Raw genomic sequence first — 25,820 nt, 5'->3', positions numbered from 1 at the left:
ACAAAGGTGCCAACAGACATGGATACAGCAGACCTCGAAGCGAAAGTCATCGAATTTATCGCATCAAAAGTTGAAAACATCGATACGTCCACCATCACCACCGCATCCAAATTCGAAGAACTCGGACTCGACTCGATGGACACCGTACAACTGCTGTTTGACGCGGAAGACGCCTTCGGCGTCACGTTCGATGGCGACGAAGTGAAAAATCTTCGCACGGTGGGGGATATTATTACTTATATTAGTGAGCATCCGCCGGAGGGGAAGGTTTAGGGAGCAATTTAAAGGTTTCGAATGACACGAATTCAAAATTATTTCAACGGGGTTGTAGACAAAATTGCAAGCTCGTCGTCCATTGCAAATACTGCACATCACCGTCCTGATATTGGTACAAACCGAGAAAAAATAGTTAAGGATTTTTTAGTAAATCACTTGCCAAGAAGATTGTCCGCATCTCTCGGTGGGCAAATTATTTCCCATGATGGTCACGAATCTGGTCAATTGGATGTGGTCATTACTAACGATCTTGGGGTACGATTTGACGAGAACGAAAAAACTTTTGTTACCTGTGAAAGCATCGCGGGTGTAATTACAGTTAAATCTACCTTGAATAAAAGAAGCTTGATTGATGCCCTTGCGAATCTGCTCACCATTCCTGAACCTAGCCCTGAAGTGCTTCACTTTAAAATTCTTAAACCAGGATCTGTAGAAGTTTTTCTGGATAAGCACCCTTCTCGGTATGTTTTCTCCTACGACGGCGTTGATGGGAAAAAGTGTTTACAGTATGTGAAAGACTTCTACCGCGAACGACCTGATATTCCTTTGCGCTGCTACCCAAGAGGAATTATCGTTAACCGGAAATATATGATTAGTTTCATTCGAAACCAAACAACAACATCCACTGGTCACACAATACCCAAAGATAGTTTCTTCTTTATGCCGTTGGAAGAGTCATTGCGAGGCTATCCATTCCTACAGCTATTAAATGATTTATCATCGTATGCTGATTGGCTTAACCATATGCATATTTCCATTCATCCATACTTTAATGCAGAGCTTGGCTTTCCCAGCGAGAGTAACTCGCGTAAGTCGGAAGTTGAATGCGTTTCGCCAGAATGACCCACTGAATTAAATCGCCTCGCTCGGATGATCCGTCAAATGATTCCACTGAATGAAAGCAATGATCGCTTATATGCTAAAAGTAATTGCATTATTTCGCCCACGAAGCCCGCGCGGGAAGGTTGGCGTGAGTCCATTGACGGCACATTGAAGACGCGTGGTGCGGAACCGCTGGATCAGAATTGGCTGAATGCGCTCTTATCTACCGATGATGATAGGAGTTGGTAATGCCAAAAGTTTCGCGGTTCCAGGTCTGACTGGCGCAGTTCAATCTGACATAAGCTTGGGAATCAATAAAACAAGACCTTGTGTTGTTGTTTATTCAGGCGAACTATCGAAAGGAAAATAATCATGTCTACCCATACGATCCGCCTTCATCGCGTGCTGCGCGCGCCACCGGAGAGAATTTACCGGGCTTTTCTGGATGCCGATGCGATGGCTAAATGGCTGCCGCCGCATGGGTTTATTGGCAAGGTGCATCATATCGATGCAAAAGTCGGCGGCCGTTTTAAGATGTCTTTTACCAACCTCGGCACCGGCCACAGTCATTCGTTCGGCGGTGAGTATCTGGAGCTGGTGCCGTTTGAGCGTATCCGCTATACGGACAAGTTCGACGATCCGAATCTGCCGGGAGAAATGCAGGTAACGATTTCGCTAAAGCCGGTTTCCTGCGGCACTGAGTTGAATATTGTGCAAGAAGGTGTGCCGGCAGTGATTCCGGCTGAGGCTTGCTATCTCGGCTGGCAGGAATCGCTGACGTTGCTGGCGCAACTCGTCGAAGCCGAGATTCCCGGCTGACTCTGTTACTGCTGATTTTTCGTGGAGATACTCACGGAGTGGCAATGTCGCGTCACCATCGGTTAACTGTTTTTCCGGTTCTGATTCTGCTGCTGATATTGCTGGGTGGCTGCGTCCATCAGCCGTTTGTCACGATTCCTTACCCGCGCTGGGGCGAAGAAATTGTGATCGGGCCAGACGGTGAGGAGCCATTGATTCTACGCACTTTGCCGCCGCAATCCAGTCAAGCAAGCGCCTGTGTGTTGCTGGTACACGGCATGAACGAGCATATCGGGCGTTATGGCGAGGTGGCGCGGTATTTTTCTCAACGTTATTTTGTTGCCAGTTTTGATCATTATGCGCATGGCCTTTCCAATCCGGTGCTACGCCGTGCGGATCGGGCGCTCGCAGAGGGAGCCGATCGGGCCGATGTCAGCGATGCCTATCTGGCGCAATCGGCTTTGTACGATTTGGAACCATTGCGGCAGACGTTGGACCGGGCGTTAAAAGCCTTCATGGCGCAATGCGATGCGCAAGGCCATCCGCAGCGGCCGGTGTTCATCGTGGCGCACAGTCTGGGCGGACTGGTGACCGCGTCGTATTTACTTAAGCATCAAAACGAATCCGATCTGCGCAAACGGTTGCAGGGTGTGGTTTTTCTCGCCCCGGCTTTTGCCGTGAGCGAACCGCCGGGATGGCGCGGCTGGGTGGCGAATCCCTTGATCAAGCTGTCTTTTCATGCAGAAACGCATTTTCTGCATCCGCAAGATGAGCCGCTGCCTTTGCTGCTGTTCAATCAATTACTTTCATTGGTCACGGTGCCGGTTCTGGATGGTTTATTCGAGATGTTTTCCTGGCCGGGACTGCGCAACTTTGCGACGCCCATCTCACCAGCTTGGGTGACGGATTACTTGACCGATAGCGAGGAAGAGAAAGCCCGCCTGCGTGCCGACGGCTGGATCGTCCGCCGCAGTCTGTTGCGCTACGTGAAAGGCATCGAAGAAGAAGTTGTTCGTTTCCGCCGCCACATGGCCGGTTTCTCGATACCGTATTACCTGATTTATTCCGAACTGGACCCGATTACCCCCGCCTGGGGTGGCGAAGATTTTGCCCGTGTGACACTGCAACATAATCCCGCTAACGAAGTTTTGAAACTACCTGGTCTGCCGTATCACCAGCACGTGTTTATGCAAGAACCGGCACGGACCGAATTGCTGCAGAAAATCGAACAATGGCTGGATCGCCGGTTACGTGTAGTGCAATGACAACTGATGTGAGGTGCGCTACTAGGTGGTGATATCCGGTTGGGTGAGAGTACTACCGTTCTGCTTTACCCGGTAATACTCTCATTTCCATGGAATTTTATTGACTCAATCGAAGCTTATGATTGAGGATCGATTTAAAACTCTTCCCAATCATTACCACCGCCTGCGGCTGTTTTGCGCGCTTGTGTTGTTCCGGATGCCGCTTCCTTGTTTAAATTAACCAGTGCTTTTTTCGCAGCAGGGCCGCGATTGGGCAGATTGGTAATCGTCGCAGGACGATTGTTTCTTTTTACAGTTGCAGAGGTTGAATGAGCACCTGCCAATTTGAAAGTACTCACTGCATGTGTCAGGGCTTGTGCTTGGTCCTTCATGGACTCGGCGGCAGCGGCAGCTTGTTCCACTAAGGCTGCGTTTTGCTGTGTGGCTTCGTCCATTTGGCTGACCGCTTGATTCACTTGTTCGATACCTGAGCTTTGTTCCTGAGAAGCTGCGGAAATTTCACTCATGATGTCGGTGACTCGTTTAACAGCCGTGACAATTTCATCCATCGTAACGCCCGCTTCATCTACCAAACGTGTTCCTTCATCGACTTTGGATACCGAGTCATTGATCAGTTCTTTGATCTCTTTCGCCGCTGCGGCGGAACGTTGTGCCAGTGTACGCACTTCCGTGGCCACCACCGCAAATCCACGGCCTTGTTCACCGGCGCGTGCTGCTTCAACGGCTGCATTCAGCGCCAAAATATTGGTTTGGAAAGCGATGCCATCGATGACACTGATGATGTCGACAATTTTCTTCGAGCTTTCGTTGATCGAGCTCATGGTTTGTACCACTTGACCGACTACCGAGCCGCCTTTCATCGCAACTTCGGAAGCTCCTGCGGCCAGTTGATTAGCTTGATGCGCATTATCCGCATTTTGTTTGACGGTCGATGTCAGTTCTTCCATTGAAGACGCAGTTTCTTCCAGACTGGATGCTTGTTCTTCGGTGCGTTGACTCAAATCGGAGTTGCCGGAAGCGATTTCGCCTGATGCGGTTGTAATTTCATCGGTACCCATACGCACCTTACCAACCAAATCTGATAAATTGTCATTCATGGTTTTCAAGGCTTGCAGCAAACGGCCGGTTTCGTTGGTTGAATTGACTTCAATGCGGTGAGTCAAATCACCCGTGGCAACGGCATTAGCAATCGCAACGGCTTCATCCAACGGGACAATAATCGATCTTAGCAACAAATATCCGAAAATGGCTGCCAGGATAAAACTTGCGATGATGATCATTGCCGTCGTTGAAAAAATACTTTCATAGCTGGTTTGCGCATGATTATATTCTGTTGTTGAAGCCGATCTTTGCAGATCGAACAGAGCAAATACGGTTTCGCGCAGTGCGCTGAATTTTTTCATGGTATCCGTTGAAACATGGTGCGCGGCCGCTTCAAATTTACCCGCTGCTGCGAGCTGAAAAACCTGATTGGCCGATTGCACATATTGCGCATGTTGTTCGGTTTTTATTTTACTCAACCTCACTTCTTCAGGTATTAAATTGGATGCCTGGAATTGCGTCCACAACCCTTCATTTTTTTGAACCAGTTGTTGCACCTCGGCGCTCAGCGTTTTTGCCGCATCGGGGTTGCTTAAATTGGTGGCGGCGACAACTTTGGCTTGTACTTGATACCAGTTATCCAGAATCGTTCCCAATTGAACGGCCGGTCCCAGCCGGTCTTCATATATGGTTTTAATTCCGGCATTCGATTGACTGAAACCATATAAACCCATTGTGCCAATTCCAAGCACCAGTGCGGATAGGACGCTCATTACAAAAATTAATCTGAACTTGATAGAGGTATTTGTAAACATTTGAATCTCCTTGTAATTGCAAATAAGATGAAGTCAATAATCTTTAGTTGAGGTTTTGGTCAATCAGGCCCATATCGCTGCTACTCATCAATTTCTCGATATCGATCAATATCAGCATTCTCTCGTCGACGGTGCCTAATCCCATGATGTATTCCGTATCGATGATTGAGCCAAAGCCAGGGGTGGGACGCATTTGTTCTTCAGCCAGATTCATCACATCGGATACGCTGTCGACCACCATGCCCACCACGCGTCCGGCGACGTTGATAATGATCACGACAGTGAATTCATCATAATTTTCATTGCCAAGGCGGAATTTGATGCGCATATCAACGATTGGAACAATGATTCCGCGTAAATTGACTACACCTTTGATGAATTCGGGCGCATTCGCAATTTGTGTGATGGCATTGTAATTACGAATTTCTTGTACCTTGAGTATTTCAATTCCATACTCTTCGTTTCCTAATCGAAAAGTCAGAAACTCATTGGTTGTCGCATTTGCCGCCGGATTTACCGGCTCAGGCGCACTGCTGGTTGTATGTTCTTGCATCACGATTAACTCTCCTTCCCTATAAAAGATTGCAAACCAATAAAATCCAATGACTGTTATTTCTTCCTGTAAATATTCATACTAACCATTAATATTCAGTATGATATTTAAACTTGTTGTGGAGCTGCTGCTGATGGAGGGGTACTATAGGGCAAAAAAATAATGAGATTGTGGAGAGAATGTAAACTCTTTGTAAATTAAAAGACAAATTTATGAAAATCAGTATTTTTAAGGGGCTATTGGAATAGTTATTTGTTCCTGGTAGTTGAACTGCTGATTAAGCGATTATTTTCGATTCTTCTGTTTCCGCTGCATATTGATGCGGACTTTTGTACCCCCAAGTATGTATGCAGCCGATGGCTGTTATAAAACATCGAAATATACTGTAGTACATCTTGCCGTGCTGCCATTCCTCCGTATGCTTTTGCAAGAGCATGCGTGCATCGGTTTATTGCAGAGTTGCACGCAAGTTTGATCGCCGGTTGCAGATGCCGGACTGATCGTTTCAATAGCACCAACGGCGATTTCGAAATTGTCGCTTCCAGCAGCTAATCTTTATCTCCATCGTTGTGATAATGCCCACAATACCCTGACCGTTATTCTAGTATACTGTTGTTAAGTGGCAGTTTTTATTGATTTTCTTGAAAGTGTGACTGACCGAATTAAGAACGTATAAGGATATTCTGAGCGCCACGGGGTGATGTGTAGATAACGCAATGAAGAGAGTTGCTTCTTATTATCCGGGACTCACAACTTCATAAGCGATGTTTGCTTTACATCAGTGTAATTTTGGTTCTTCTCGTTTAAGTTTCTTACAAAAATTAAAAAGAAAATAGGGGTGAAGAAATGAATAAGAATAATATTCCCAATCAATTTCTAAACAGTGATCATCAGCAAACATTAGCAACGATTAAATGGTTGAATAATTGCCAAACATGGGACGAATTTAACCAAGCGGTTAAAGCGGCGTTGCTGCCATTGTTGAAGTGCAACGGTGCATTCTACGGGCGGCTCATGGGAGAGCAAAATGCGTTGCAATTACTGGGCAGCATTAATCAATCAACCTGCTGTCAGCATAGCTGGAAACAGTTATTGAATATTGCCTCGCAGGGACTGGTTATAGCCGATTCCAAGGATAGTCACCCAACTGAGCCATTGCCAATCAGTGCAGTGAGCGATGTGCAGTGTTTCGAAGAAAATGGCGGTTACTACCGGTCTTTTGATTTGGCTTGGCAGCAATCGCATCGTAACTGCACCGTGGTTAAAGTTTTTGATGATCACCATCAATTGGCATTTCAGTTTTATTTTTGCCGTTTGAGTAATCAGCAACAGGTATTCAGCCAAAGGGATTTTGAACTGCTGAAAATACTGAAGCCTATTTTGCTGCAAACGCTGAGGCTCATCTTATTCCGGCAAGAGAGCTTTAATTCCTGGTTAACAAAAAACTTCTGGTCTAGTTATACCGACCCGATAACCGTATTTCGCAGCGACGGTCAGGTCATTTTCCAAAGCTGTGAATTTGATCGGGTTTTTGCTCAGGAAAAGCAGGCATTTCTCTCCTCTATGCTTGCGCTCATCGATTTCCTTCAAAGTAATAAGATCACCGGGTACAGCTTTCTATCGCAATTAGGTAAGCGTCTCTATGAAATCAAACTGACCCTGATTCATGCGGATGAAGATTCCCGCCACTGCATCTATTTATTGCATCCCTCCCGCATTACTCACAAATTTGGAAAAGTCTTCAATCAACTCGATAAGACCCGGTTAACCCATCGCGAGATGGAAATAACGGTACTGATATGCCAAGGAAAAGCTGCCCGGGAAATTGCTGAGGAGATTCACCTGAGTTATCACACCGTGCGAAATCACATTAAGAGCATCTACAGTAAGTTGGGTGTTTCGACACGAAGCGAATTGCTGTCGCGCATTGAGTGAAATCCGTGCGGCCATTATCAATCGATAAAAATTGAAAATGACTCAATTGGGCTATTTTTAGAAAAAGGGGAATGTTATATAAATAGCACCATCGGGATAGTAACCATGTATTTATCAAATGAAAATAATAACAGGTGTGTAGCGGTGATTTCGATACCGGTTTTGCTAGCTATATTGCTGACCACACTGGTAACCGGGTGCGCCATCAACGATAAAGGTTTTACACAATTGCGTTGCTTTGAAAATGCTACCAGCTACATGACGAAACAAAACACCTGGGGTGGTTTTATCAGCACGCACTCCGGTGATCGTGGCTTAACGCTAGGGTATGCGGAGAGAATCAAGGTGTATCCTAAAATAACAAAAAATGCGCGACTACCGCTCGCTGGCAATTAAGTGTAAAGCAAGTAATTAAAATCAGTGGTTTGTAAAAGATAAAATTAATATGAAGGAGAAACTGAAATGAAACCAATACTTGGCAATGTTACCTTCTTGTTTTTCATTAGTGTCTTTGTGTTGAGTGGCTGCGGAACAATAAAATCAACTAGTAGCAATCCAGAAAATGTCAGTATTCCCGGTGTTTCTTATTATCTACCAGCTCAACGTGCAAAAGCAGAGCTCTATAGAAACAAGAGTTCTGATGCAAATCCCATATTTATGTTGCAGATAAGTTCGGGACCTGCTTATCCGGATACAAGTAAGAGATACACCATAGATTACAAACCCAGTGTATTTAATGATGAGCATCTATGTGTAGCACGTACAATCGATGGTTTGCTAAGTACGGTCCAATTTTCATCGACCAATCGCGCAGGTGATATTTTGATTAGAATGGCTGAAACCGCTGCAATGTTTGCTCTTGCCGCAGGTGGAGTGCCAACATCTCCTGTCGGAGTTATGGGATTAGAAGCTCTAGGAGCTCCGGAAGAAAAAGAATTGCTGCGGAATCTGATCCGGCTTACGGAAGTCAAGCCAGACAGTAATCAATTTGATCTTATTTATACCGGTATTTTTGATAACCAGTTAAAAGTAGAGATACAAGCGATTGAAGAACAGATCACTGGAATTCTCAAAAATGAATTGGGATTTAGAGAATCGAAGAGAGAAGCGCAGATTAAAGAATGGGAACAATCGAAAAGTAAGAATGCGAATCTTTCAGGTCTGCGTCCTAAGGGTCTGAATTTTAACAAGGATGTTTTGAAGATTTCTTTCTCTAAAATAGGTGCTGATCTCGGCAGCGCTGGTGCAAATGACAAAGCTTGCGAAACCGCAAATGATAATAAGGACGGGGGTGTAATTTACTATAGAACATTAACCACACAACCCGTAAAAATCTCTTTAAAACATGCGTATGAAACGGGTGAAATTCCGTTGGGAAATATTATCATTCCGGCAATAAATCAAAGTACCAATCAATGTATCAATGTTGAACGTACATTACTGGTAAGAAAAGTTAATCGTTTAGATTTCACAAACGGATTGCTTACTGGAACTTCGATTAATACACCTAGTGTTGCGCTTGCTGCTGCAGAACTGCCCCTAAGAATTGGTAGTGCTGTTATTGAAATGCCGGCTTCATTTTTTACTGCAATCGGTAGATCTTTTACAGCGCGAACTGCTGCGGTCGGGGGTGAAATAGAACTTATCAACGCACTCGAAAGATCAAGATTAGCGAAAGACAAACCTGATACGGCATCGAATATTACTGTACAAGCTCCTAGTGGAGAGCCACCTAAAATAGGCGTTACGTTGTCGGTTCCCGAGCCTTATAAGCCATTAGGAGGAGTGAGCGTATTTTTAACCTGCTGGGATGGTAAAGCTAACGACAACAGATGATAGCGACCATATAAATGGGGATAAGCCGCATAATAATACGCCAGCTCTTTAAGTTTTAAAATTTAGGCATTCGTAAAGCATTCGTAAATTCTCAGAAAGGTTATTATCATGACAAAGAATTTCAATATACCAAGTCCAGATTCACCAAAATCGATCAGTCCAAATTTATTTTCCACATTTGATCTCGAAATAGATAGATTGTTAGAAGCTCCCAGGGCAAGAACAAATTTCAATGTCGATGGTAGTGGGCTTGCTGTAGCAGTTCTTGATACTGGATTGCGTGTAACTCATAAATGTTTTACTGATCGAGTCATCGCTACCCGTAACTTTACTAGCGATGACGGTGGTAATAGTGAGAAAGTGACCGATTTCAATGGACATGGAACGAATGTCACCGGAATTATTGCTGCAGGTACATCGGATGAACGGCGGGGTATCGCTCCAAAGGCTAGTATCGTAGCATTAAAAGTCTTGCCTGCGCCTTCACTCGATCCAGTCTTGCAGGCTTTACAATGGGTTTATGACAATACCGAGCGATTAAATATTACCACCACAAACCTATCGTTAGGTGTACCAGGCTTAAACTACAAAGATGACAATCAAGCAAGAAGCAACTTTCCAGAGCTTGCAAAACTTCTCGAAGGATTAATGGCAAAACGAGTTGCAGTAGTTGTTGCCGCAGGTAATGGTTATTTTGAACATCAGGATGAAGGTATGAGCTTACCCGCAATTTTTCGCCAAACAATAGCGGTTGGTGCCGTTTATGATGCTTCATTTGGCTCGCGCTCTTATGGAAATGGTGCAGTAGCGAATTCTACTCACGCTGATCAGATAACGCCTTTTTCTCAGAGGCTTTCAAGAGAAGCCAGCCCCGATTGTTATACCGACGTATTTGCTCCCGGAGGTGCCGCAACTTCTGCAGGTGCTGCACATGACAATGATACATCTGTACAAGATGGTACTAGTCAAGCAGCGCCAACCGTTGCAGGAGCTATCTTGTTACTGCAGCAATACTACATAAGGCTTAAAGGGGTTCGTCCGCCGATACCTTTACTCCAAGATCTTCTTAGAGCGACATCTACTTGGATTGTCGATGGCGATGACGAAGACGACAATGTTTCACATACAAACAAAAAATACCCCAGAATTAATGTTTTTCAGTCCATCACGGCATTACACAAGGCAATACAACTAGGAAACATTTAAAGAAATCATAGTAACTATTGAGCATATTTCCCCAAGAATGCTTACTTGCGCCACCTATATGGAAAGTGATGAGTCGATTTGAATCATCTCAGCACGCCTGGCCTCAATTCTGAGAGGAAAATTGATGAAGAAGGTTAAATCCGAATTGGAATTTTCTCATGCTCAAATTCATGAAAATTAGAATCGAGCTATAAAATCTAATAGATTTATTGGGTTGGAAATAGGGTTGCAGATGACTATACGATAGTTAAGGATAAAATATGAAATTAAGAATCTTAATATTTTTGATGCTGTTAGTTAGTTTTAAGAATGTTTTTGCTGAGAATGATGCTGAAATTCACAAGAATACTTTGAACAATATAAATGATTCGGAGTTTTGGCTTTTTATTTTCGGGTGTGGATTGATAAGCATTTTAGTCAAGATAGTTGATCATGCGATCAAATTAAATCAAATTGAGACTGTACAAAAATTACAAAACTTTACACAGAAAGGGTCATTGATAGAATGGTCATTGTGGTTTGCTTCAGCCTCAATAGTTGGTTTCTTAGGGAATCAAGTGGGCTTATTTCAAGCTTCGGCTCAAGCAGCTGTGATGATTGGGCTAGGTTGGCCAACGGTGTTTGCTCAGATCAAGCAGAAGTATAGTCCGCAATCAGAAGGTAACGAAATTGTGGCTCAACAGCGTAATGAAGTATATGAAGATTTGAATCTTGGACAAGAGTGTATAACTTCAAATGAATGTTACGATATAGACGAAGAAGGAGGGAAACAAAATGGCGTGGAGAGTGGCAGGCAGTCTTAAAAAATTAAGAGAGCAAATCAATCAAATTGCACCTAATCGTAGCGTTTCCAGTGATGGAACTATCGGCGATGCAGCGCATGTATCACGAAAATCTGATCATAATCCGTGGATAATCGAAAATGGAATTGGGGTGGTTACTGCACTAGATGTCACACATGATCCTATACATGGATGTGATGCACAGAAATTGGTCGATTCACTGATTTCTAGTAAAGATCAAAGAATTAAGTATATAATTTATAATGGTAAAATAATTAGCTCGACATTTAAGCCATGGGAGTGGCGTCCATATACAGGAGTTAATCCTCATAACAAGCATTGTCATATATCTGTAAATGGCGAAAAGGAAAAATATGATTCTGCTCTACCATGGCAGATAAAATTATAATTGAGTTTGGGTAATCTAAATTTTGTGAGAATCAGAACTTCACTCTATCTGGCGAAATGAGTAAAGTATGCGTCAAGTCGCTATTTCTTAATCAAAACCTTCTTCATCATAATTTTCTGTGATGTTACAATCCAAAATCCCTGTGCTGAGTAAGTGCAGTTAGATCGTTTATAAAGGCATTTCATAAAACAAAAAAATGACAAAAATGCTGAAAGCAACATTATCTGACCTGATGCAACGCATACCCGGCAAGGCGAGTCCGGAATGGCCGATGGGGGAGCCTTTTACGCTGGCGTTTGCGCATGGCACGATGTCGGTTGAGGTATATGCGCCCAGAGGTTCCGATATACAAACACCGCACGATCAGGACGAGTTGTATTTCATTCATACCGGACGGGGAGAAATCGTCATGGCCGGTGAGCGGCATGCGTTTGAGCCCGGTATGGTATTTTTTGTCGCGGCGCATGTCGAGCACCGCTTCGAGAATTTTTCGCCGGATTTTACGACCTGGGTGGTGTTTTGGGGACCTAAGGGTGGCGAGAAAAGCCCGGGAACAGCGGATTGACAAGTCATGCTTAAATTCTATGGTTATAAACAGTGTGATACTTGCCGCAAGGCGGAGCAATTTTTGCGGCAAGCGGGGGTTACTTACGAATTTATCGATATCACCGAAAATCCACCCGGCGCGGAAGAGCTCGCTGCGATTGTCGAACGCGCCAATGTTCCACTGAACAAGCTTTTCAATACCAGCGGCGTGCAGTACCGTGAATTGAAAATCAAGGAACGGCTGCCAGCGTTATCCGGGTCGGAGATACTGGCTTTGCTTGCGGGCAATGGCCGTTTGATCAAACGCCCGTTGGTTACCGACGGAAAACGTGCCACCGTGGGTTTCAATGCGGAACACTTTGCGGCGGTATGGGGTTGATGCCCCTCAGTAAAGTTTGGGTTCCCGTCTAGCCGCATAAACAAACAAGCTTGCGCTTTGGGCTTCATGCTTGTACTCTTGCAGCACAGTTCGATGCGAACAGTGTCTTATTCCATAACCGGATCAAGCAGGAGGCGAAATTGAGCGGGCAACGTTTTTTGGTGCGTAAAGCGGCGGTACTCGGGGCTGGTGTGATGGGGGCGCAGATTGCGGCGCATTTGGTGAATGCCAATATCGAAACATTGCTGTTTGAGCTGCCGGGCGATGCCGGTAATCCCAACGCCAACGTGATTAAGGCCGTGGAGAAGCTGAAAAAACAAGAGCCTGCGCCGCTCTCGGTCAAGACCAAAGCGACCTGTATTCAAGCAGCGAATTACGAGCAACATCTCGAATTGCTGAAAGATTGCGATCTGGTGATCGAAGCCATTGCCGAACGCATGGACTGGAAACGCGATCTGTACGTCAAAGTAGCGCCCCATCTGGGTGAACACACGATTTTTGCCAGTAATACTTCCGGTTTATCGATCAACCAACTGGCCGAAGCATTTCCCGAAGCGCTACGGCACCGTTTTTGCGGTATTCATTTCTTCAATCCGCCGCGCTATATGCATCTGGTCGAATTGATCCCTTGTCAGACCAGCGATGGGGATATGCTCGATCACCTGGAAGAATTTCTCGTTACGAATTTGGGCAAGGGTGTGATCCGCGCCAAGGATACGCCGAATTTCATCGCTAACCGTATTGGCGTTTTTTCGCTGTTGGCGACAATGCATCATGGCCGCGCGTTCGATTTCGGTTTCGATCTGGTCGATGCGCTGACTGGTGCACTGATTGGCCGCCCCAAAAGCGCGACGTTCCGCACCGCCGATGTGGTGGGTCTGGATACGCTGGCGCACGTTATCAATACGATGCGCGACACGCTGCCGGACGATCCCTGGCATCGCTATTTTGCGGCCCCGGATTGGTTGCAAGGCTTGATTCAAGCCGGTGCGCTGGGTGAGAAAGTGAAGCGCGGGGTGTATCAGAAAATCAAGAATGAAATCCATGTATTTGATCTTGCAGCACAGACGTACCGGGTTTCAGGTGCGGAAGTGGACGACGATCTGAAGCGTTTGTTGAAATACAGCAGCCCGGCCGAGAAGTTTGCCGCGTTGCGCAATAGTGATCAGCCGCAGGCGCAGTTTTTATGGGCGATATTCCGTGATTTGTTCCATTACTGCGCGATCCAGCTGGAAACCATTGCCGATAATGCCCGTGACTTGGATCTGGCGGTGCGCTGGGGATTCGGCTGGAATCAAGGGCCTTTTGAAATCTGGCAAGCCGCCGGATGGAAACAAATCGCCGATTGGATCCAGGAAGACATCGCCGCCGGTAAAAGCATGAGTCTGGCGCCGTTGCCGCAATGGGTCACGGCAATCGCCGAAAGTGGGACACAAAGCGTGCATTCCGCGCAAGGTTCGTTTGCGCCAGCTTCCGGAAAACCGCAACTGCGCTCGACATTGCCGGTGTACCAGCGCCAACTGTACCCTGACCGGCTGATCGGCGAACCGGCGGCCTACGGGGAAACCATCTTTGAAACGGATGCGGTCAGGTTGTGGCATACCGGCGATAAAATTGCCATTCTGAGTTTCAAAAGCAAGATGCACACGATCGGTATCGATGTGCTGGAAGGGGTGCAGCAAGCGATCCAGGAAGCCGAGCAGAACTGGCGCGCCTTGGTCATCTGGCAAACCGAACCGCCGTTTTCCGCCGGTGCCAATTTGCAGAAAGCCACCGAAAAACCTAAGCTAGACGCGCAACATAGCAATGCACCGGCGGAACCGCCTGCACCACCAAAACCGCCGACAGCATTTCAGTCGTTCCTGAAGAAATTGCGCAAATCGACCCAGGAAACTGTCTTGCATGTGGCGCGCGAATTGGATCTGGCCGATGTGCTGATGGCCAAGAAACTGGCCGAAGTGGAAGGCATGATCAAGCAATTTCAGCAAACGTCGCAGAGGCTGCGCTATTCGATGATTCCGACCGTGGCCGCTGTGGATGGTCTGGCGTTGGGCGGAGGGTGCGAGTTTGTCATGCACTGCGACCGGGCTGTGGCTACGCTGGAAAGTTATATCGGCCTGGTGGAAACCGGGGTCGGATTGCTGCCGGCAGGCGGCGGCTGTAAGGAGTTTGCCATGCGGGCCGCGCAAAACGCCAAAGACGGCGATCCTTTCCCGCAATTGAAATATTATTTCCAAACCGTGGCGATGGCGGAACTGGGGAAAAGCGCCGAGCAGGCGAAAGAGCTCGGTTACCTGCGCAGCGCCGATACCGTCGTGATGCATCGTTTCGAATTGCTGCACGTGGCCAAGGCGCAAGCGCTGGCGTTAGCGGAAGCCGGTTATCGTCCGCCATTACGCATGCGGGAAATTCCAGTGGCGGGTAACACCGGTATCGCAACGATTCAAAGTCAACTGGTGAACATGCGCGAAGGCGGTTTCATTTCCGAGCATGACAATCTGATTGCGAATAAAGTGGCGCATGTGATGTGCGGTGGCGATTTAACGCCGGGCAGTCTGGTCGACGAAGACTGGTTCCTGGAATTGGAGCGCGCAGCTTTTATGGAATTACTGGCGACGGAAAAAACCCAGGCCCGCATTGAATACACCTTAAAAACTGGCAAACCGCTAAGAAATTGATTTCACGATTCACGGAGAATCCTATGACCAAGCAAACGCAAGAAGCCTATATTGTCGCTGCCGTACGTACACCGGTTGGAAAAGCGCCGCGCGGTATGTTCAAGAATGTGCGTCCCGATGACATGCTGGTGCATGTGCTGCACGCGGTGATGAAACAGTGTGAAGGACTCGATCCAGCCGCGATTGACGATGTCATCGTCGGTTGCGCCATGCCGGAAGCGGAGCAAGGCATCAATGTCGCACGCGTGGCGCTGTTACTGGCCGGTTTGCCGAACAGTGTCGCGGGGATGACGGTGAATCGTTTTTGCGCATCCGGTCTGCAATCGGTTGCGCTGGCGGCGGACCGTATCCGTCTCGGCGAAGCCGATGTGATGATTGCCGGCGGTACCGAGAGCATGAGCATGGTGCCGATGATGGGTAACAAAGTTTCCATGAATCCGGCGATGTTCCAACATGAGGAAAATGTCGCGATTGCTTATGGCATGGGCATGACCGCCGAGAAGGTGGCGGAGCAATGGAAGGTTTCGCGCGAGGATCAAGATGAATTTGCCCTGACCAGTCATCAGCGGGCGATAAAGGCAATCGCGACGGGTGAGTTTAAAGATGAAATTGCAGCCTATACCGTCGATGAAAAACGGCCGGACTTGATTACGCATACCGTGCATGAGGAGATTGCGGTCAAGGATACCGACGAAGGGCCGCGTGCCGACACTAATGCCGAGGTTTTGGCGAAATTGAGACCGGTGTTTGCGGCAAAAGGATCGGTCACTGCGGGCAATAGTTCGCAAATGTCTGATGGCGCGGGTGCGGTGGTGCTGATGAGCGAAGCTGCATTGAAGCGTTTCAACCTATCGCCGCTCGGCCGCTTTATCGGTTTCTCGGTTGCTGGTGTGCCGCCTGAAATTATGGGTGTTGGGCCGATCAAAGCGATTCCCAAAGTATTGGCGCAAACTGGCATCAAACAAGACGACCTGGATTGGATCGAATTGAATGAAGCGTTTGCGGCACAAAGCCTCGCCGTGATTCACGATCTGGGGTTGGACCGCAGCAAAGTGAATCCATTGGGTGGAGCGATTGCCTTGGGCCATCCACTTGGAGCAACCGGTTCTATCCGGGTGGCAACCTTGCTGCATGGATTGCGCCGCCATAAACTGAAATATGGCATGGTGACCATGTGTATCGGCAGTGGCATGGGCGCAGCCGGTGTGTTTGAAGCGCTTTAATGCTGGAAATAACAGAAAGCTGCTTATCATCGCTTATGGCATAGATCGATCTTCGTAAAAACCTGCGCAAGGAACGGCAACGGTTCACACTAATTGCTATGCCAGAGCAGGTAGTGGTTTTTTCTCAGCCCAAGGGAACCGGAACAGCGTAATCCTCGCTGTTTTTTTTCTTAAAGCAGATCGCTCTGCTTATTTCACGATCCATTCTTTTCTCGATTAGCCTCTGCGCATTCCTGCGAAACCTCAAGTAAGTCATTAGTAAGCCGTAACAATCAGTTCACTGTATGGGTATTCCGGTTGTTTTGTAAAAATTTGATGATACGCATGCGTTTTGTAACAGTCTGCAATGGATGAACGATTGCACAATAGTTTCCGTACTAAATCAGATTATCGCTATTTGGAGGTTGTTTTATAGTGAATCCACATGCCTCTTTCGATTTGCTTTCCTGTGTCAGTGACTTTGCGGTGTGCATAAATACGCACGGCGTCATTGAACAAGCATCCAAACCTTCGCAGGCATTTTTGCAATTACCGGCAGAGTTACTGCAAGAATCTATTGAATTATTCATTCAACCTGAAGATATGGCATTGTTTGCCGAGGCGCGGGAAAAAGCCAAGCAGAGCGGTGAGAAACAAACTTTCATCTGCCGTCTTCTGCGGCAGCGTGTATTGCCGGTTTGGGTTGATTGTTACATGCATGCGTTGCCGGAGGATAAATATCTTATCGCGGCATTTGACGCTACGCACTGGAAGGATAGCGAAAGCCGCCTGGTTTACCTCTCCACGCACGATGTCTTGACCGGATTGCCGGGCAAAGTCTTGCTCGACGATCGTATTGCCATGAACATTCAAACGGCGCAGCGGGAAAAGAATGTCTTGTCGTTGATTGTGCTGAGTTTGGATGGTTATAGAAAAATTAACGATTTGCTGGGACACAGTATCGGTGACGAGCTGATTAAAGCTGTAGCGGAGCGGCTGCAAAATTGCGTGCGGCGCAGCGATACGGTGGCGCGTGTCAGTGATGATGAATTTTCCATGATCATGCTGAGTGCGGGGCGGGAAAATATCGAATTGATTGCCAGGAAGATTTTAGCCGCGATGCAGCGGTCTTTCCGCATTGGCGAACATACCCTGCATATCAGTGCCAGTCTGGGTGTTTCCATGTATCCGGAACATGGCCAAGACGCTTCGCTCTTGTACCGGAATGCCGAAATGGCGATGTACAGAGCGAAAGCGCAAGGTAAGAATTACTGGAGAATTTATAGCGATCAGGTTGATGATACCGAAAGAAGCGATTTATCGCTGGAATCGGCCATGTACGAGGGGATCGAGAATGGTGAGTTCATGCTGCACTATCAACCGATATTTTGTACGCAAACCGGTCAATTGAAAGGTGCGGAAGCGTTGATGCGATGGCAGAATCCAAGCAGGGGCTTTGTTTCACCGATGAAATTTATTCCCTTGGCGGAAAACAGCGGGTTGATAAAAATTCTCGGTGCATGGGCTTTGCGCAGTGCGTGCTATCAAGCTAAACAATGGCAGGTAGCTGGCCTTAAAGATTTTTATATCTCCGTCAATGTATCCCCGCGCCAATTTGTGCAAGAGGATTTTCTCGATATGATCCATAAAGCATTAGATGAATCCGGGTTATTGCCGGGTAATCTGATGCTTGAAATCACCGAAGGTGTATTGATGGAAAATCCGCAGCGTTCCGGGGCGGTTTTGACGCAACTGCATGCAGCGGGGGTAAAAATCGCCATTGATGATTTCGGCACCGGTTATTCCTCATTGGCTTATTTGAAGAGATTTCCGCTATCCGTGTTGAAGATTGATAAGTCGTTTGTGGATGACGTGGTGAACAGCGCGGAAGATATGGCGATTGTCGGCACAATTCTCAGTCTGGCGGAAGGATTGAATCTGCTGGTCGTCGCCGAGGGTGTGGAAAATGATGCGCAACTGGGTTTCTTGAAGCAAGAGGGATGCAATCTGGTGCAAGGCTATTTGACCGGCAGGCCGGTGCACTCGGATGCATTTAAAGAGAAATACATGGCATGACGGAATCTGCTCCTGAGCTTGAAAACAGTAAAGATCGGTTCTTTGCCTTGTTGACAAAGCGCATGAGCGAGAAAGGTGATTTCCCTGCCTTTGCAAAATCCGTGCAGCATCTAGATGAGTTGATGCACGATCAAAATAAAAATATCGCCGATATTGCCCGTGTGATTCTGAATGATTTCACTTTGACCCAGAAAGTGATCCGTTTGGCCAACTCCGCCATGTATTCCGGAATGGGCGGGGAAATTACCACCATCACCCAAGCCGCGGTCGTACTTGGCATCGATACCATAGCGCATATTACCCTCAGTATCCGTTTCATCGATACGCTTTCCGCTTCCGCACCGGTATCGGACGAAGCGCGCAGGGAACTGGCAAAAGCGATATTGGCTGGAAATATTGTCCGCAATGTTGTGACTAAAATGAATATGGTGAACGGCGAAGAAGCAGTCGTATGCGCGTTGCTGCATCATCTTGGCCGTCTGATGCTGGTATTTTATTTACCTGATGAATGGTCCAGGATTCAAGAAATCGCGCAGGGTAACGTGATAAGCGAGAACGACGCGGCGCGGGAAGTAACCGGAGCATCCGTTGATGAAATTTCTCAGGAAATTGCCAGGAACTGGTGTCTGCCCAAGAAAATATCCCACTGCATGATCAGTTCGGCAAACTTCACGGAAATCAGCATACCGGGTTCGTCCGATTGGCTTAAGGTAATGGCCAATTTTGCCAGTGGCGTTGCATTGCTATTAGCGCATCAGTGCAACGAGGATGATTTAAAGCAGTATGTGTCACGTTATAGCGAATCATTACTGATTTCTACCGAGGATCTCGCTGAATCGGTCGATTTGGCGCAGCAGACAGCTGCTGAATTTTCCGGTATTCCGGAAAGCGGAAAATCCATTGGTAAACCCGATGACTCGCGCGAACGTCTGGCTGTCAGTATTCGTGAACTCAAGATGGCGCTGGCGCAGGGAACAGACTTCAATGTCGTATTGAGCATGACTCTTGAATCGTTGTACGTGAGCATGGGTTTTAACCGTGTGATTACTTTCTTTCGCGATGCCGGTATGTTAAAAGCCAAAGTCGGGTTCGGCAGTGGCGTACCGGAAGTGTTACCCGGATTGATTTTTCCCGAAGCATACGCAGCCGATGTGTTCCATCTGTCCCTTGCCAATAAAGCGGACGTATTTATCCAGGATGTTGCTTCCACCCGATCCTCTTCCAGTATACCGGCATGGTTAAGGGAAACTTTGCCGGATGTCGATGCCTTTATCCTGTTGCCGTTGGTTTTCAATGGCAAAGCTATCGGTTTGATCTACGCGGACTGGTGCGCGGGAACAACCAGTCGGATCGAACCCAGCGAGCTCTCATCGATGGGTGTGCTGAGGGATTACTTGATGAGAGCCTTGATAAAAAGAAAATAGCGGTCCGATCGTATTCCTTCCTAAGCTATTTCCTACCCCTTCTGAAAAGTCTTGCCAGAAATCCATACCGGTCAAAATTGTAAGCAGCATACTGTCAGTATTTTCTGATAAAAATTCCTAAATCAACAGCTTTTAAGCTCAAGTTAAACGATTATATTTCGTTAACACCGCATTGCAATTAATTTAGTAAACACGGCGGTTTCGAATATTTTAGCCTGAACCGGTCATTCGATGAACTCTACAGCGGGAAGTGTAGGATTTTTCCTGGAATGACTGTAAATGCGGGCTTGATGAACCGGAAGATTCTAAATCTCTGAAAAAAATTACAAAGCATGACGACATTAACTTCAACATTTGAGCTCAGTAAAGCTAATTTTTTTGCACTACTCGAAAGAAGAATCAGTGAAAAAGGGGATTTTCCGGCACTGTCGAAATCAATCCAGGGCCTTAGGCAACTGATATACGAAGAAGAGAGAAATATTGCCGACATTGCCAATGCCATTTTAAGCGATTTCACCTTAACCCAGAAAATCATCAAACTGGTTAATTCGGGCATGTACGCCGAGGCTGATCAAGAAATTACCACCATTTCTCATGCCATCGCGGTGCTCGGATTGGATACGATTACCAGCATTGCACACAATGTTCGCACCATCGATACCCCATCGGCAGCAAAAGCAGCATCAAGCACGGTATATGCCGAGCTGGAGAAAGCATTCTTAGCGAGCGATATTGCCAAGAGCATCGTATCGAAATCGAACGTCGCAAACGGTGAAGAGGCGATTGTTTGCACGCAATTGCACCATCTTGGGCACTTGATTCTGGTTTTTTATTTTCCCGAGGAATGGGCAAGAATCCAGCAAGTTTGCGGCGGTGATCATACCCGTGAAGACAGTGCCGCACTGGAAGTGATCGGTATGACCATCGATGAAATATCGCATGAAATCGCCAAGGATTGGCAGTTACCAGCGAAAATTTCCAGCACGGTAAGCGATCTATCCTCGCTCAGTAAGGCTGATGGACTGGGCTCTACCGGTTGGGTGAAAACGATGGCCGGTTTCTCGAAAAGAATGGCGGCATTATTAGCGAATAATATCAGTCCGCACATCCTGAAAAATTTCATTTCACATCATAGCGAGTCGCTCCTGATTCCGCATGAAGTGATCTGGCGATCCATCGAATCGATACAGAATAAAACCGGTAAGTCCGCCGCGCATTCCGATACGGAGATAATGAATGACGAGTGGAACAGATCCCGCAAGCGGATTGCAGCCGGTTTGCTGCAGTTGAGTATCGCGCTGGGCCGGGGGATCGATTTTAGAAGCGCTCTCAGTATCACTCTGGAGGTGCTTCATGACAGCATGGGGTTTAACCGGGTGATCGCCTTTTTCCGCGATGACGAAGAATTCAAAGCCGGACTATATGTTGGCAATCTGCGGCCGGAAAAAATGGCGGATCTCTATTTCTCCAGAAAATATGCTGCCGATGTGTTTCACTTGGCGCTGCGTCAGAAAGCCGATGTATTTATTCAGGATGTCGCATTAAGCAGGGAAACCACGATACCCATTTGGTTCAGAAAAACGCTGCCGGATGCCCGTTCTTTCATTTTGCTGCCCTTGGTCTTCAATAACAGCACCATCGGCATAATATACGCCGATTGGCGGGCCGGGCAAACGCGTGTGATCAGGCCGCGGGAATTCTCTTCGCTGGTCATGCTCAGAAATTATTTGATGAAAGCACTGATGAAATGAACGGATACAGCCGGAGCCTCAGTTCCAGGCTGTGCCGATCGTCATAGATGTGACGCCAGTCATCTTCCTTGCACTATAATCCGGTATTGCCAAAACAATACAAAGGAAACGTTTCATGAGTGCTATTTGGTTTAAAGACTATACCGTCGATTATCTGGAAGGATTGCGCAACGCCAACATGGGCGAGCATATCGGTATTCAATTCACCGAGCTCGGACCGGATTTTCTGAAAGGGCGCATGCCGGTCGACAAACGCACCACGCAACCGTTCGGGATTTTGCATGGCGGCGCCAGTTGCGTGCTATCGGAAACGCTTGGCAGCGTGTCCGGCTGGATGACTATCGATCCGGAAAAGTATCGCGCGGTCGGGCTGGAGTTGAATATTAATCACATTCGCGCCGTGACCAAAGGCCATGTCATCGGCATTTGCACACCGTTGCACACCGGCCGCCGTACCCAAGTCTGGCAGACGGATATTGTCGAAGAATCCACCGGCAAACGCGTGGCGATTTCGCGTTTAACGCTGGCGATTATTGACCAAGGCACACTCAGCGCGCAGAAGGAACATGTGATCGTCGACAGGGAATCATAAAATGTTTTGCCGGATCGACCGGTAACCGGTTGCATTAAAAAACCCTCACACCGGAGTTGCAAGTATGAGGGTTTTTTAATGGCAGACGTAACAACAATGTGTGCAGCGTAAATGTTCCTAAGCGTCCTTGCTGTCTTTGTTCTTAGGGCTGTCTGCCGCGGATGGTGTATCGGATGATCCGGCAGTACCGGCTGGATTTTCCGTTCTTGGTTCGCCACTATCGCCAGCGGCCTCGGCGGTAACAGCTTCCGCAGATTCCTGGTTATTGGCTGCGGACTGATTGTCTGCGTGTTCTTCTTTACCTTTATTGTTCCACATGAAATAAGCCGCACCCATGGTTACCACCACAACTGGCAGCGTGATGAACACCAGCAACGCGTATTCCATCGAGATGTCCGCTCCTGCCGGCAGCGGTTTGGTGACGACCATGTAGGCATGCCCAAACGCAAAGCCGTAAACCGGCACCAATGCTGCCATGTAGCGGTTGGTGACCAGTGGTCGTACCGTTAGCATGTTCAGCACATTGGAAGCGTAGTATCCAATGAAATAGATAAAAATATAAAAGAAAATAGCGCCCATCGTTTTTCCTTATTGATCTGGTTTATCGGTTAAAAAATCGGAATGCATCAAAGACCGGAAGTATTCGGGCTTATGATACACAGATCGCCGCGAAAATTGTACTGATCGCGGAAAGGTTAAAGTTAACAGATTCTAAGCAACTCACGGTAGTTCAGATTTGATCCGGTCATTCCTCAAGTCGGGAGTAACTGTGAGATCAAATCTGAGTTACTGCAAGTCACTATAGATCAATCAAGTCATCTCGATTAATTTTGCATCGATAAGTTGAGCAGCATCTTCTCCGATTAAGTAACCTATTTGCCGGTACGCTTCAAATTGCTCTTCGCTGAACCATTGATCCAGTGTTGATTCGTGCGGGAATTGGTTGTTCAGTGCAGCATAATTTAAGACATCAATTGCACGTGATTCCGCTGATACCGGAAACGATAATTTCATGTAAATCAATATTCCGTCTTTCTCATTCTTGAATTCTGTTTTTGCGCTACTGGCGTATTTGATTTTTCCAATGACAAAGTTTTTGGAACTGAATCTACTTTTTGCCGAGAATTTTTCTGAGCCATCATCCCCAGGTATTTTTTTCGGACGAAGCTCAGAAACATCGATCTCGATTTCCACGCCAAAATCTACCCGGATCTTATGGATCGCATTGGCCAGATCGTCAAAATTAAACAAGTGATCTTCGCCGGCATCGCTGACCACAATTAAAGCACAGCGGCGGCGTACCAATTCATAAATGCCGAGATTCTCAAAATGTCCGCCATCGCTTAGGTAGATCTTTTTTTCTTTTTCATTAGCATCGCTCGACATTTCTTTGTAAAGTGTGGTTAACAATGGTGTGTCCGAAGAAAATTGCCATCTTTTATCCTGACCTTGCCACCACTCTTCTTTAAGCGGATTAGATAACCACCAGCCAAGGCGAGCACCTCCCAAGACCATTAACATCGAGACCCCCGGCTTGGTATGAAAACCACCCAATGGGCTGCTCGCTGCGCCTGAAATGGTCATAGCCAAATCCAATTTAAGAAAATATTCATTGGGTGGATTTTCTTTCTCTTCCTCATAAGCTGCCCTGTTTTTAGAGGCATAAGATTCTGTTTTTTGGAAGCATTCCTCCGATGGATTTCTCGTGCCATCAAGTGCGTAACCGCAGTAGAGGGGAGACATTATAAAAGATGCAGCTTTTCGATCTTGCCAAGCCAGATCATTATTTTCTCCGGCGAGATTTAGCGTCGTATTCACAATAAGATAGGGCTTAATATCAATTAAATCTTTTAAGTTAATCGCATCAGTGGCATGAACCCCAATATCGGCATCTCTGATGATGGAGGCGCCATTTGTATCGGTCTTGTTGCTGGCAGCTAGATAGGCATTGGTTAAGCGGTTGCGATAGAAGGTATGCATCGAAAATAGGTTTGCATTAATTTGTAGTGCTAAGAATATCGCGATTGCAGTTGCAAATAATCCCCATACGAAAGGCGCAGATAAACTTATGGAATTCAAGGCAAGAATATTCAATTGGAAATAATCTTTAAAAGATGGAATGCAATTTACTGTTTCAAAATAATAATATCCTTGAAGACCATCTCTGAGAGTTTTGAATGTAATTGCTTTAGCATTTTCCTGAGGAACTAATAACTGATGGACTAATAATTCTGTGACTGGTGTTGAATTTTCGTGACATGTGAGTTGAAATTTTTTTAGGTTTTCAGTAAAAGATTTGGGAGGTGAATCGTTTTCAAAGGCAGTGCGCACTCCCAAAGATACAAATCCCAATAGAGCAAATACCAGAATAAATGGTGCGATAGAAACTATACCTTCAGTCAATTTTTCTTTCCAATCAGCTTGCTTGTTCTTATTCGAGCCTGTTGTCGTGCTTGCTGCAAGCCATCGAACAATTATTGCGAATAATGCAAAAATACCTCCCACCGTAAATATAGCTTCTGTCCAGTCAAGTAAAGGAGGGAAAAAAAGAAATAATACTGCGGGGAGTGCAAAAATTAGTGAATATTGAGCCATTTTTGCTGCAACGCGGCTAACCCAGAAATAGGCTTCAGAGGAAATTGCTCTACCAGTAATCCCAAGATGAATTGAGATCGCTAAGGCCAATAATAAACAGACGATGGGGGATATAATTCCAGCTAAAAACCAGACCGAGTGACTTTGTTTTTCCGCGATGCCGATACCAAATAAAATCTCATGAATCCAGCCGGGTAAGTGAGGAAGGACATATCCTAATGCGAGTATCGGTATCGCTCCTAGAACTGCACACCAGTGAAGCCACACCCAGTTTACTTTTGCATCAATTTTCTGTTTGCAGTGTTTTGCAAAATCTATTCCAATCGAAGCTGCGCAAGCATAGGTACTGCTTAAGATTATCCCCCAGAGGAGAGGGGCATTTGCAGTGATCTGAGTTCCCCACATACCTAAGCATATTGAAAAGATAGTTGCCAAAATTGCAATAATTTTTACAGTGAATTTCTTGTCGGAGAGAGTCTCATTCGGTTGGTTCTTGAGCACGCCAGCCACCAATGGTAAGCGAAACCAAACTATTGCTGTCGCAAAAAATCCAAAAGCTAAATCCAAAATAAGAGCTATTTGAGAGAGCTCAATTCCTGCAATTGATTGATGCTGGTATTCTTCAATTAAAAGCATCATTCCTGAGAAAAGCGACATTGTACCGAAGACAAACAAGCCGATAACCACGCTGGATAAAAAAACGTTTCTGAAATGATAGGTCAGATCGGTTAACGTATCGAGAGAAAGAAGACCTTTCCGGGGAGTCAGATAGTTACTGGCTGACGGAGGTGTAAATAATTTTGTGTAAATGGTCATATTGCAGGAAACTGTTTATATAT

Annotated in this window: 22 protein-coding genes and 1 pseudogene; 18 read left to right on the top strand and 5 right to left on the bottom strand. The window is 46.5% G+C overall.

What is annotated here, in order from left to right:
* Positions 1 to 18: 18 nt before the first annotated feature.
* From R2103_RS10975 to R2103_RS10960, 4 genes are all read left to right on the top strand, one after another.
* A complete protein-coding gene (locus R2103_RS10975; RefSeq protein WP_317531438.1) occupies positions 19 to 273 on the top strand; it encodes an acyl carrier protein in 255 nt (84 codons plus the stop codon).
* Positions 274 to 294: 21 nt separating this feature from the next.
* The gene (locus tag R2103_RS10970; RefSeq protein ID WP_317531437.1) at positions 295 to 1,119 is read left to right on the top strand and encodes a DUF6602 domain-containing protein; all 825 of its coding nucleotides are present in this window, start codon (positions 295 to 297) and stop codon (positions 1,117 to 1,119) included.
* 351 nt (positions 1,120 to 1,470) lie between these two features.
* Entirely contained in the window at positions 1,471 to 1,917 is a 447-nt protein-coding gene (locus tag R2103_RS10965) for an SRPBCC family protein (protein WP_317531436.1), read from the top strand.
* 44 nt (positions 1,918 to 1,961) lie between these two features.
* Complete coding sequence (locus tag R2103_RS10960) at positions 1,962 to 3,161, top strand: alpha/beta fold hydrolase (protein WP_317531435.1); 1,200 nt, start codon at positions 1,962 to 1,964, stop codon at positions 3,159 to 3,161.
* A gap of 134 nt (positions 3,162 to 3,295) precedes the next feature.
* On the opposite strand, the gene R2103_RS10955 is transcribed toward R2103_RS10960, so the two are convergent.
* The 3 genes and pseudogenes from R2103_RS10955 to R2103_RS10945 all read right to left on the bottom strand — a co-directional run.
* Entirely contained in the window at positions 3,296 to 5,017 is a 1,722-nt protein-coding gene (locus R2103_RS10955; protein WP_317531434.1) for a methyl-accepting chemotaxis protein, read from the bottom strand.
* A 43-nt stretch (positions 5,018 to 5,060) separates the two neighbouring features.
* Positions 5,061 to 5,570, bottom strand: a complete 510-nt coding sequence (locus R2103_RS10950) for a chemotaxis protein CheW (protein WP_317532088.1) — start codon at positions 5,568 to 5,570, stop codon at positions 5,061 to 5,063.
* 277 nt (positions 5,571 to 5,847) lie between these two features.
* Positions 5,848 to 5,977, bottom strand: a pseudogene (locus R2103_RS10945) (IS3 family transposase); the annotation flags it as partial.
* Positions 5,978 to 6,416: 439 nt separating this feature from the next.
* On the opposite strand from R2103_RS10945, the gene R2103_RS10940 reads away from it, so the two are divergent.
* The 14 genes from R2103_RS10940 (at position 6,417) to R2103_RS10875 (ending at position 22,386) form a co-directional block, all read left to right on the top strand.
* Positions 6,417 to 7,505, top strand: coding sequence for a response regulator transcription factor (locus R2103_RS10940; RefSeq protein ID WP_317531433.1), 1,089 nt, complete (start codon positions 6,417 to 6,419; stop codon positions 7,503 to 7,505).
* Positions 7,506 to 7,610: 105 nt separating this feature from the next.
* Entirely contained in the window at positions 7,611 to 7,901 is a 291-nt protein-coding gene (locus R2103_RS10935) for a hypothetical protein (RefSeq protein WP_317531432.1), read from the top strand.
* Between the two features lie 66 nt (positions 7,902 to 7,967).
* Positions 7,968 to 9,341, top strand: a complete 1,374-nt coding sequence (locus R2103_RS10930; protein WP_317531431.1) for a hypothetical protein — start codon at positions 7,968 to 7,970, stop codon at positions 9,339 to 9,341.
* A 108-nt stretch (positions 9,342 to 9,449) separates the two neighbouring features.
* Positions 9,450 to 10,547: a S8 family serine peptidase gene (locus tag R2103_RS10925; RefSeq protein ID WP_317531430.1), complete on the top strand. Its 1,098-nt coding sequence runs from the start codon at positions 9,450 to 9,452 to the stop codon at positions 10,545 to 10,547.
* 260 nt (positions 10,548 to 10,807) lie between these two features.
* Entirely contained in the window at positions 10,808 to 11,350 is a 543-nt protein-coding gene (locus R2103_RS10920) for a hypothetical protein (RefSeq protein WP_317531429.1), read from the top strand.
* Positions 11,334 to 11,738 carry a hypothetical protein gene (locus R2103_RS10915; protein WP_317531428.1) on the top strand — a complete coding sequence of 135 codons (405 nt, stop codon included), beginning with the start codon at positions 11,334 to 11,336 and terminating at the stop codon, positions 11,736 to 11,738. Before R2103_RS10920 ends, R2103_RS10915 begins: the two co-directional genes overlap by 17 nt.
* A 205-nt stretch (positions 11,739 to 11,943) precedes the next feature.
* The gene (locus R2103_RS10910; protein ID WP_317531427.1) at positions 11,944 to 12,303 is read left to right on the top strand and encodes a cupin domain-containing protein; all 360 of its coding nucleotides are present in this window, start codon (positions 11,944 to 11,946) and stop codon (positions 12,301 to 12,303) included.
* A gap of 6 nt (positions 12,304 to 12,309) precedes the next feature.
* Positions 12,310 to 12,663, top strand: a complete 354-nt coding sequence (locus tag R2103_RS10905; RefSeq protein WP_317531426.1) for an arsenate reductase family protein — start codon at positions 12,310 to 12,312, stop codon at positions 12,661 to 12,663.
* A 140-nt stretch (positions 12,664 to 12,803) separates the two neighbouring features.
* Complete coding sequence (locus R2103_RS10900) at positions 12,804 to 15,341, top strand: 3-hydroxyacyl-CoA dehydrogenase/enoyl-CoA hydratase family protein (RefSeq protein WP_317531425.1); 2,538 nt, start codon at positions 12,804 to 12,806, stop codon at positions 15,339 to 15,341.
* A gap of 23 nt (positions 15,342 to 15,364) precedes the next feature.
* Positions 15,365 to 16,564 (top strand): acetyl-CoA C-acyltransferase, encoded by a 1,200-nt coding sequence (locus R2103_RS10895; protein WP_317531424.1) that lies wholly within the window; start codon positions 15,365 to 15,367, stop codon positions 16,562 to 16,564.
* Positions 16,565 to 16,978: 414 nt separating this feature from the next.
* Positions 16,979 to 18,619 carry a putative bifunctional diguanylate cyclase/phosphodiesterase gene (locus R2103_RS10890; protein WP_317531423.1) on the top strand — a complete coding sequence of 547 codons (1,641 nt, stop codon included), beginning with the start codon at positions 16,979 to 16,981 and terminating at the stop codon, positions 18,617 to 18,619.
* Positions 18,616 to 20,043 carry an HDOD domain-containing protein gene (locus R2103_RS10885; RefSeq protein ID WP_317531422.1) on the top strand — a complete coding sequence of 476 codons (1,428 nt, stop codon included), beginning with the start codon at positions 18,616 to 18,618 and terminating at the stop codon, positions 20,041 to 20,043. Before R2103_RS10890 ends, R2103_RS10885 begins: the two co-directional genes overlap by 4 nt.
* A 332-nt stretch (positions 20,044 to 20,375) precedes the next feature.
* Positions 20,376 to 21,794 (top strand): HDOD domain-containing protein, encoded by a 1,419-nt coding sequence (locus R2103_RS10880; protein WP_317531421.1) that lies wholly within the window; start codon positions 20,376 to 20,378, stop codon positions 21,792 to 21,794.
* Positions 21,795 to 21,909: 115 nt separating this feature from the next.
* Entirely contained in the window at positions 21,910 to 22,386 is a 477-nt protein-coding gene (locus tag R2103_RS10875) for a hotdog fold thioesterase (RefSeq protein ID WP_317531420.1), read from the top strand.
* 117 nt (positions 22,387 to 22,503) lie between these two features.
* Here R2103_RS10875 and R2103_RS10870 read toward each other — a convergent pair whose 3' ends face one another.
* Positions 22,504 to 22,965 (bottom strand): hypothetical protein, encoded by a 462-nt coding sequence (locus tag R2103_RS10870; RefSeq protein ID WP_317531419.1) that lies wholly within the window; start codon positions 22,963 to 22,965, stop codon positions 22,504 to 22,506.
* A 231-nt stretch (positions 22,966 to 23,196) separates the two neighbouring features.
* A complete protein-coding gene (locus R2103_RS10865; RefSeq protein ID WP_317531418.1) occupies positions 23,197 to 25,797 on the bottom strand; it encodes a hypothetical protein in 2,601 nt (866 codons plus the stop codon).
* Positions 25,798 to 25,820: the final 23 nt, after the last annotated feature.

It is taken from the genome of Nitrosomonas sp. Is24 (assembly GCF_033063335.1).
Lineage (GTDB): Bacteria > Pseudomonadota > Gammaproteobacteria > Burkholderiales > Nitrosomonadaceae > Nitrosomonas.
The sequence above is the reverse complement of the archived record's forward strand: the minus strand, read 5'-3'. Positions and strand labels throughout refer to the sequence as shown.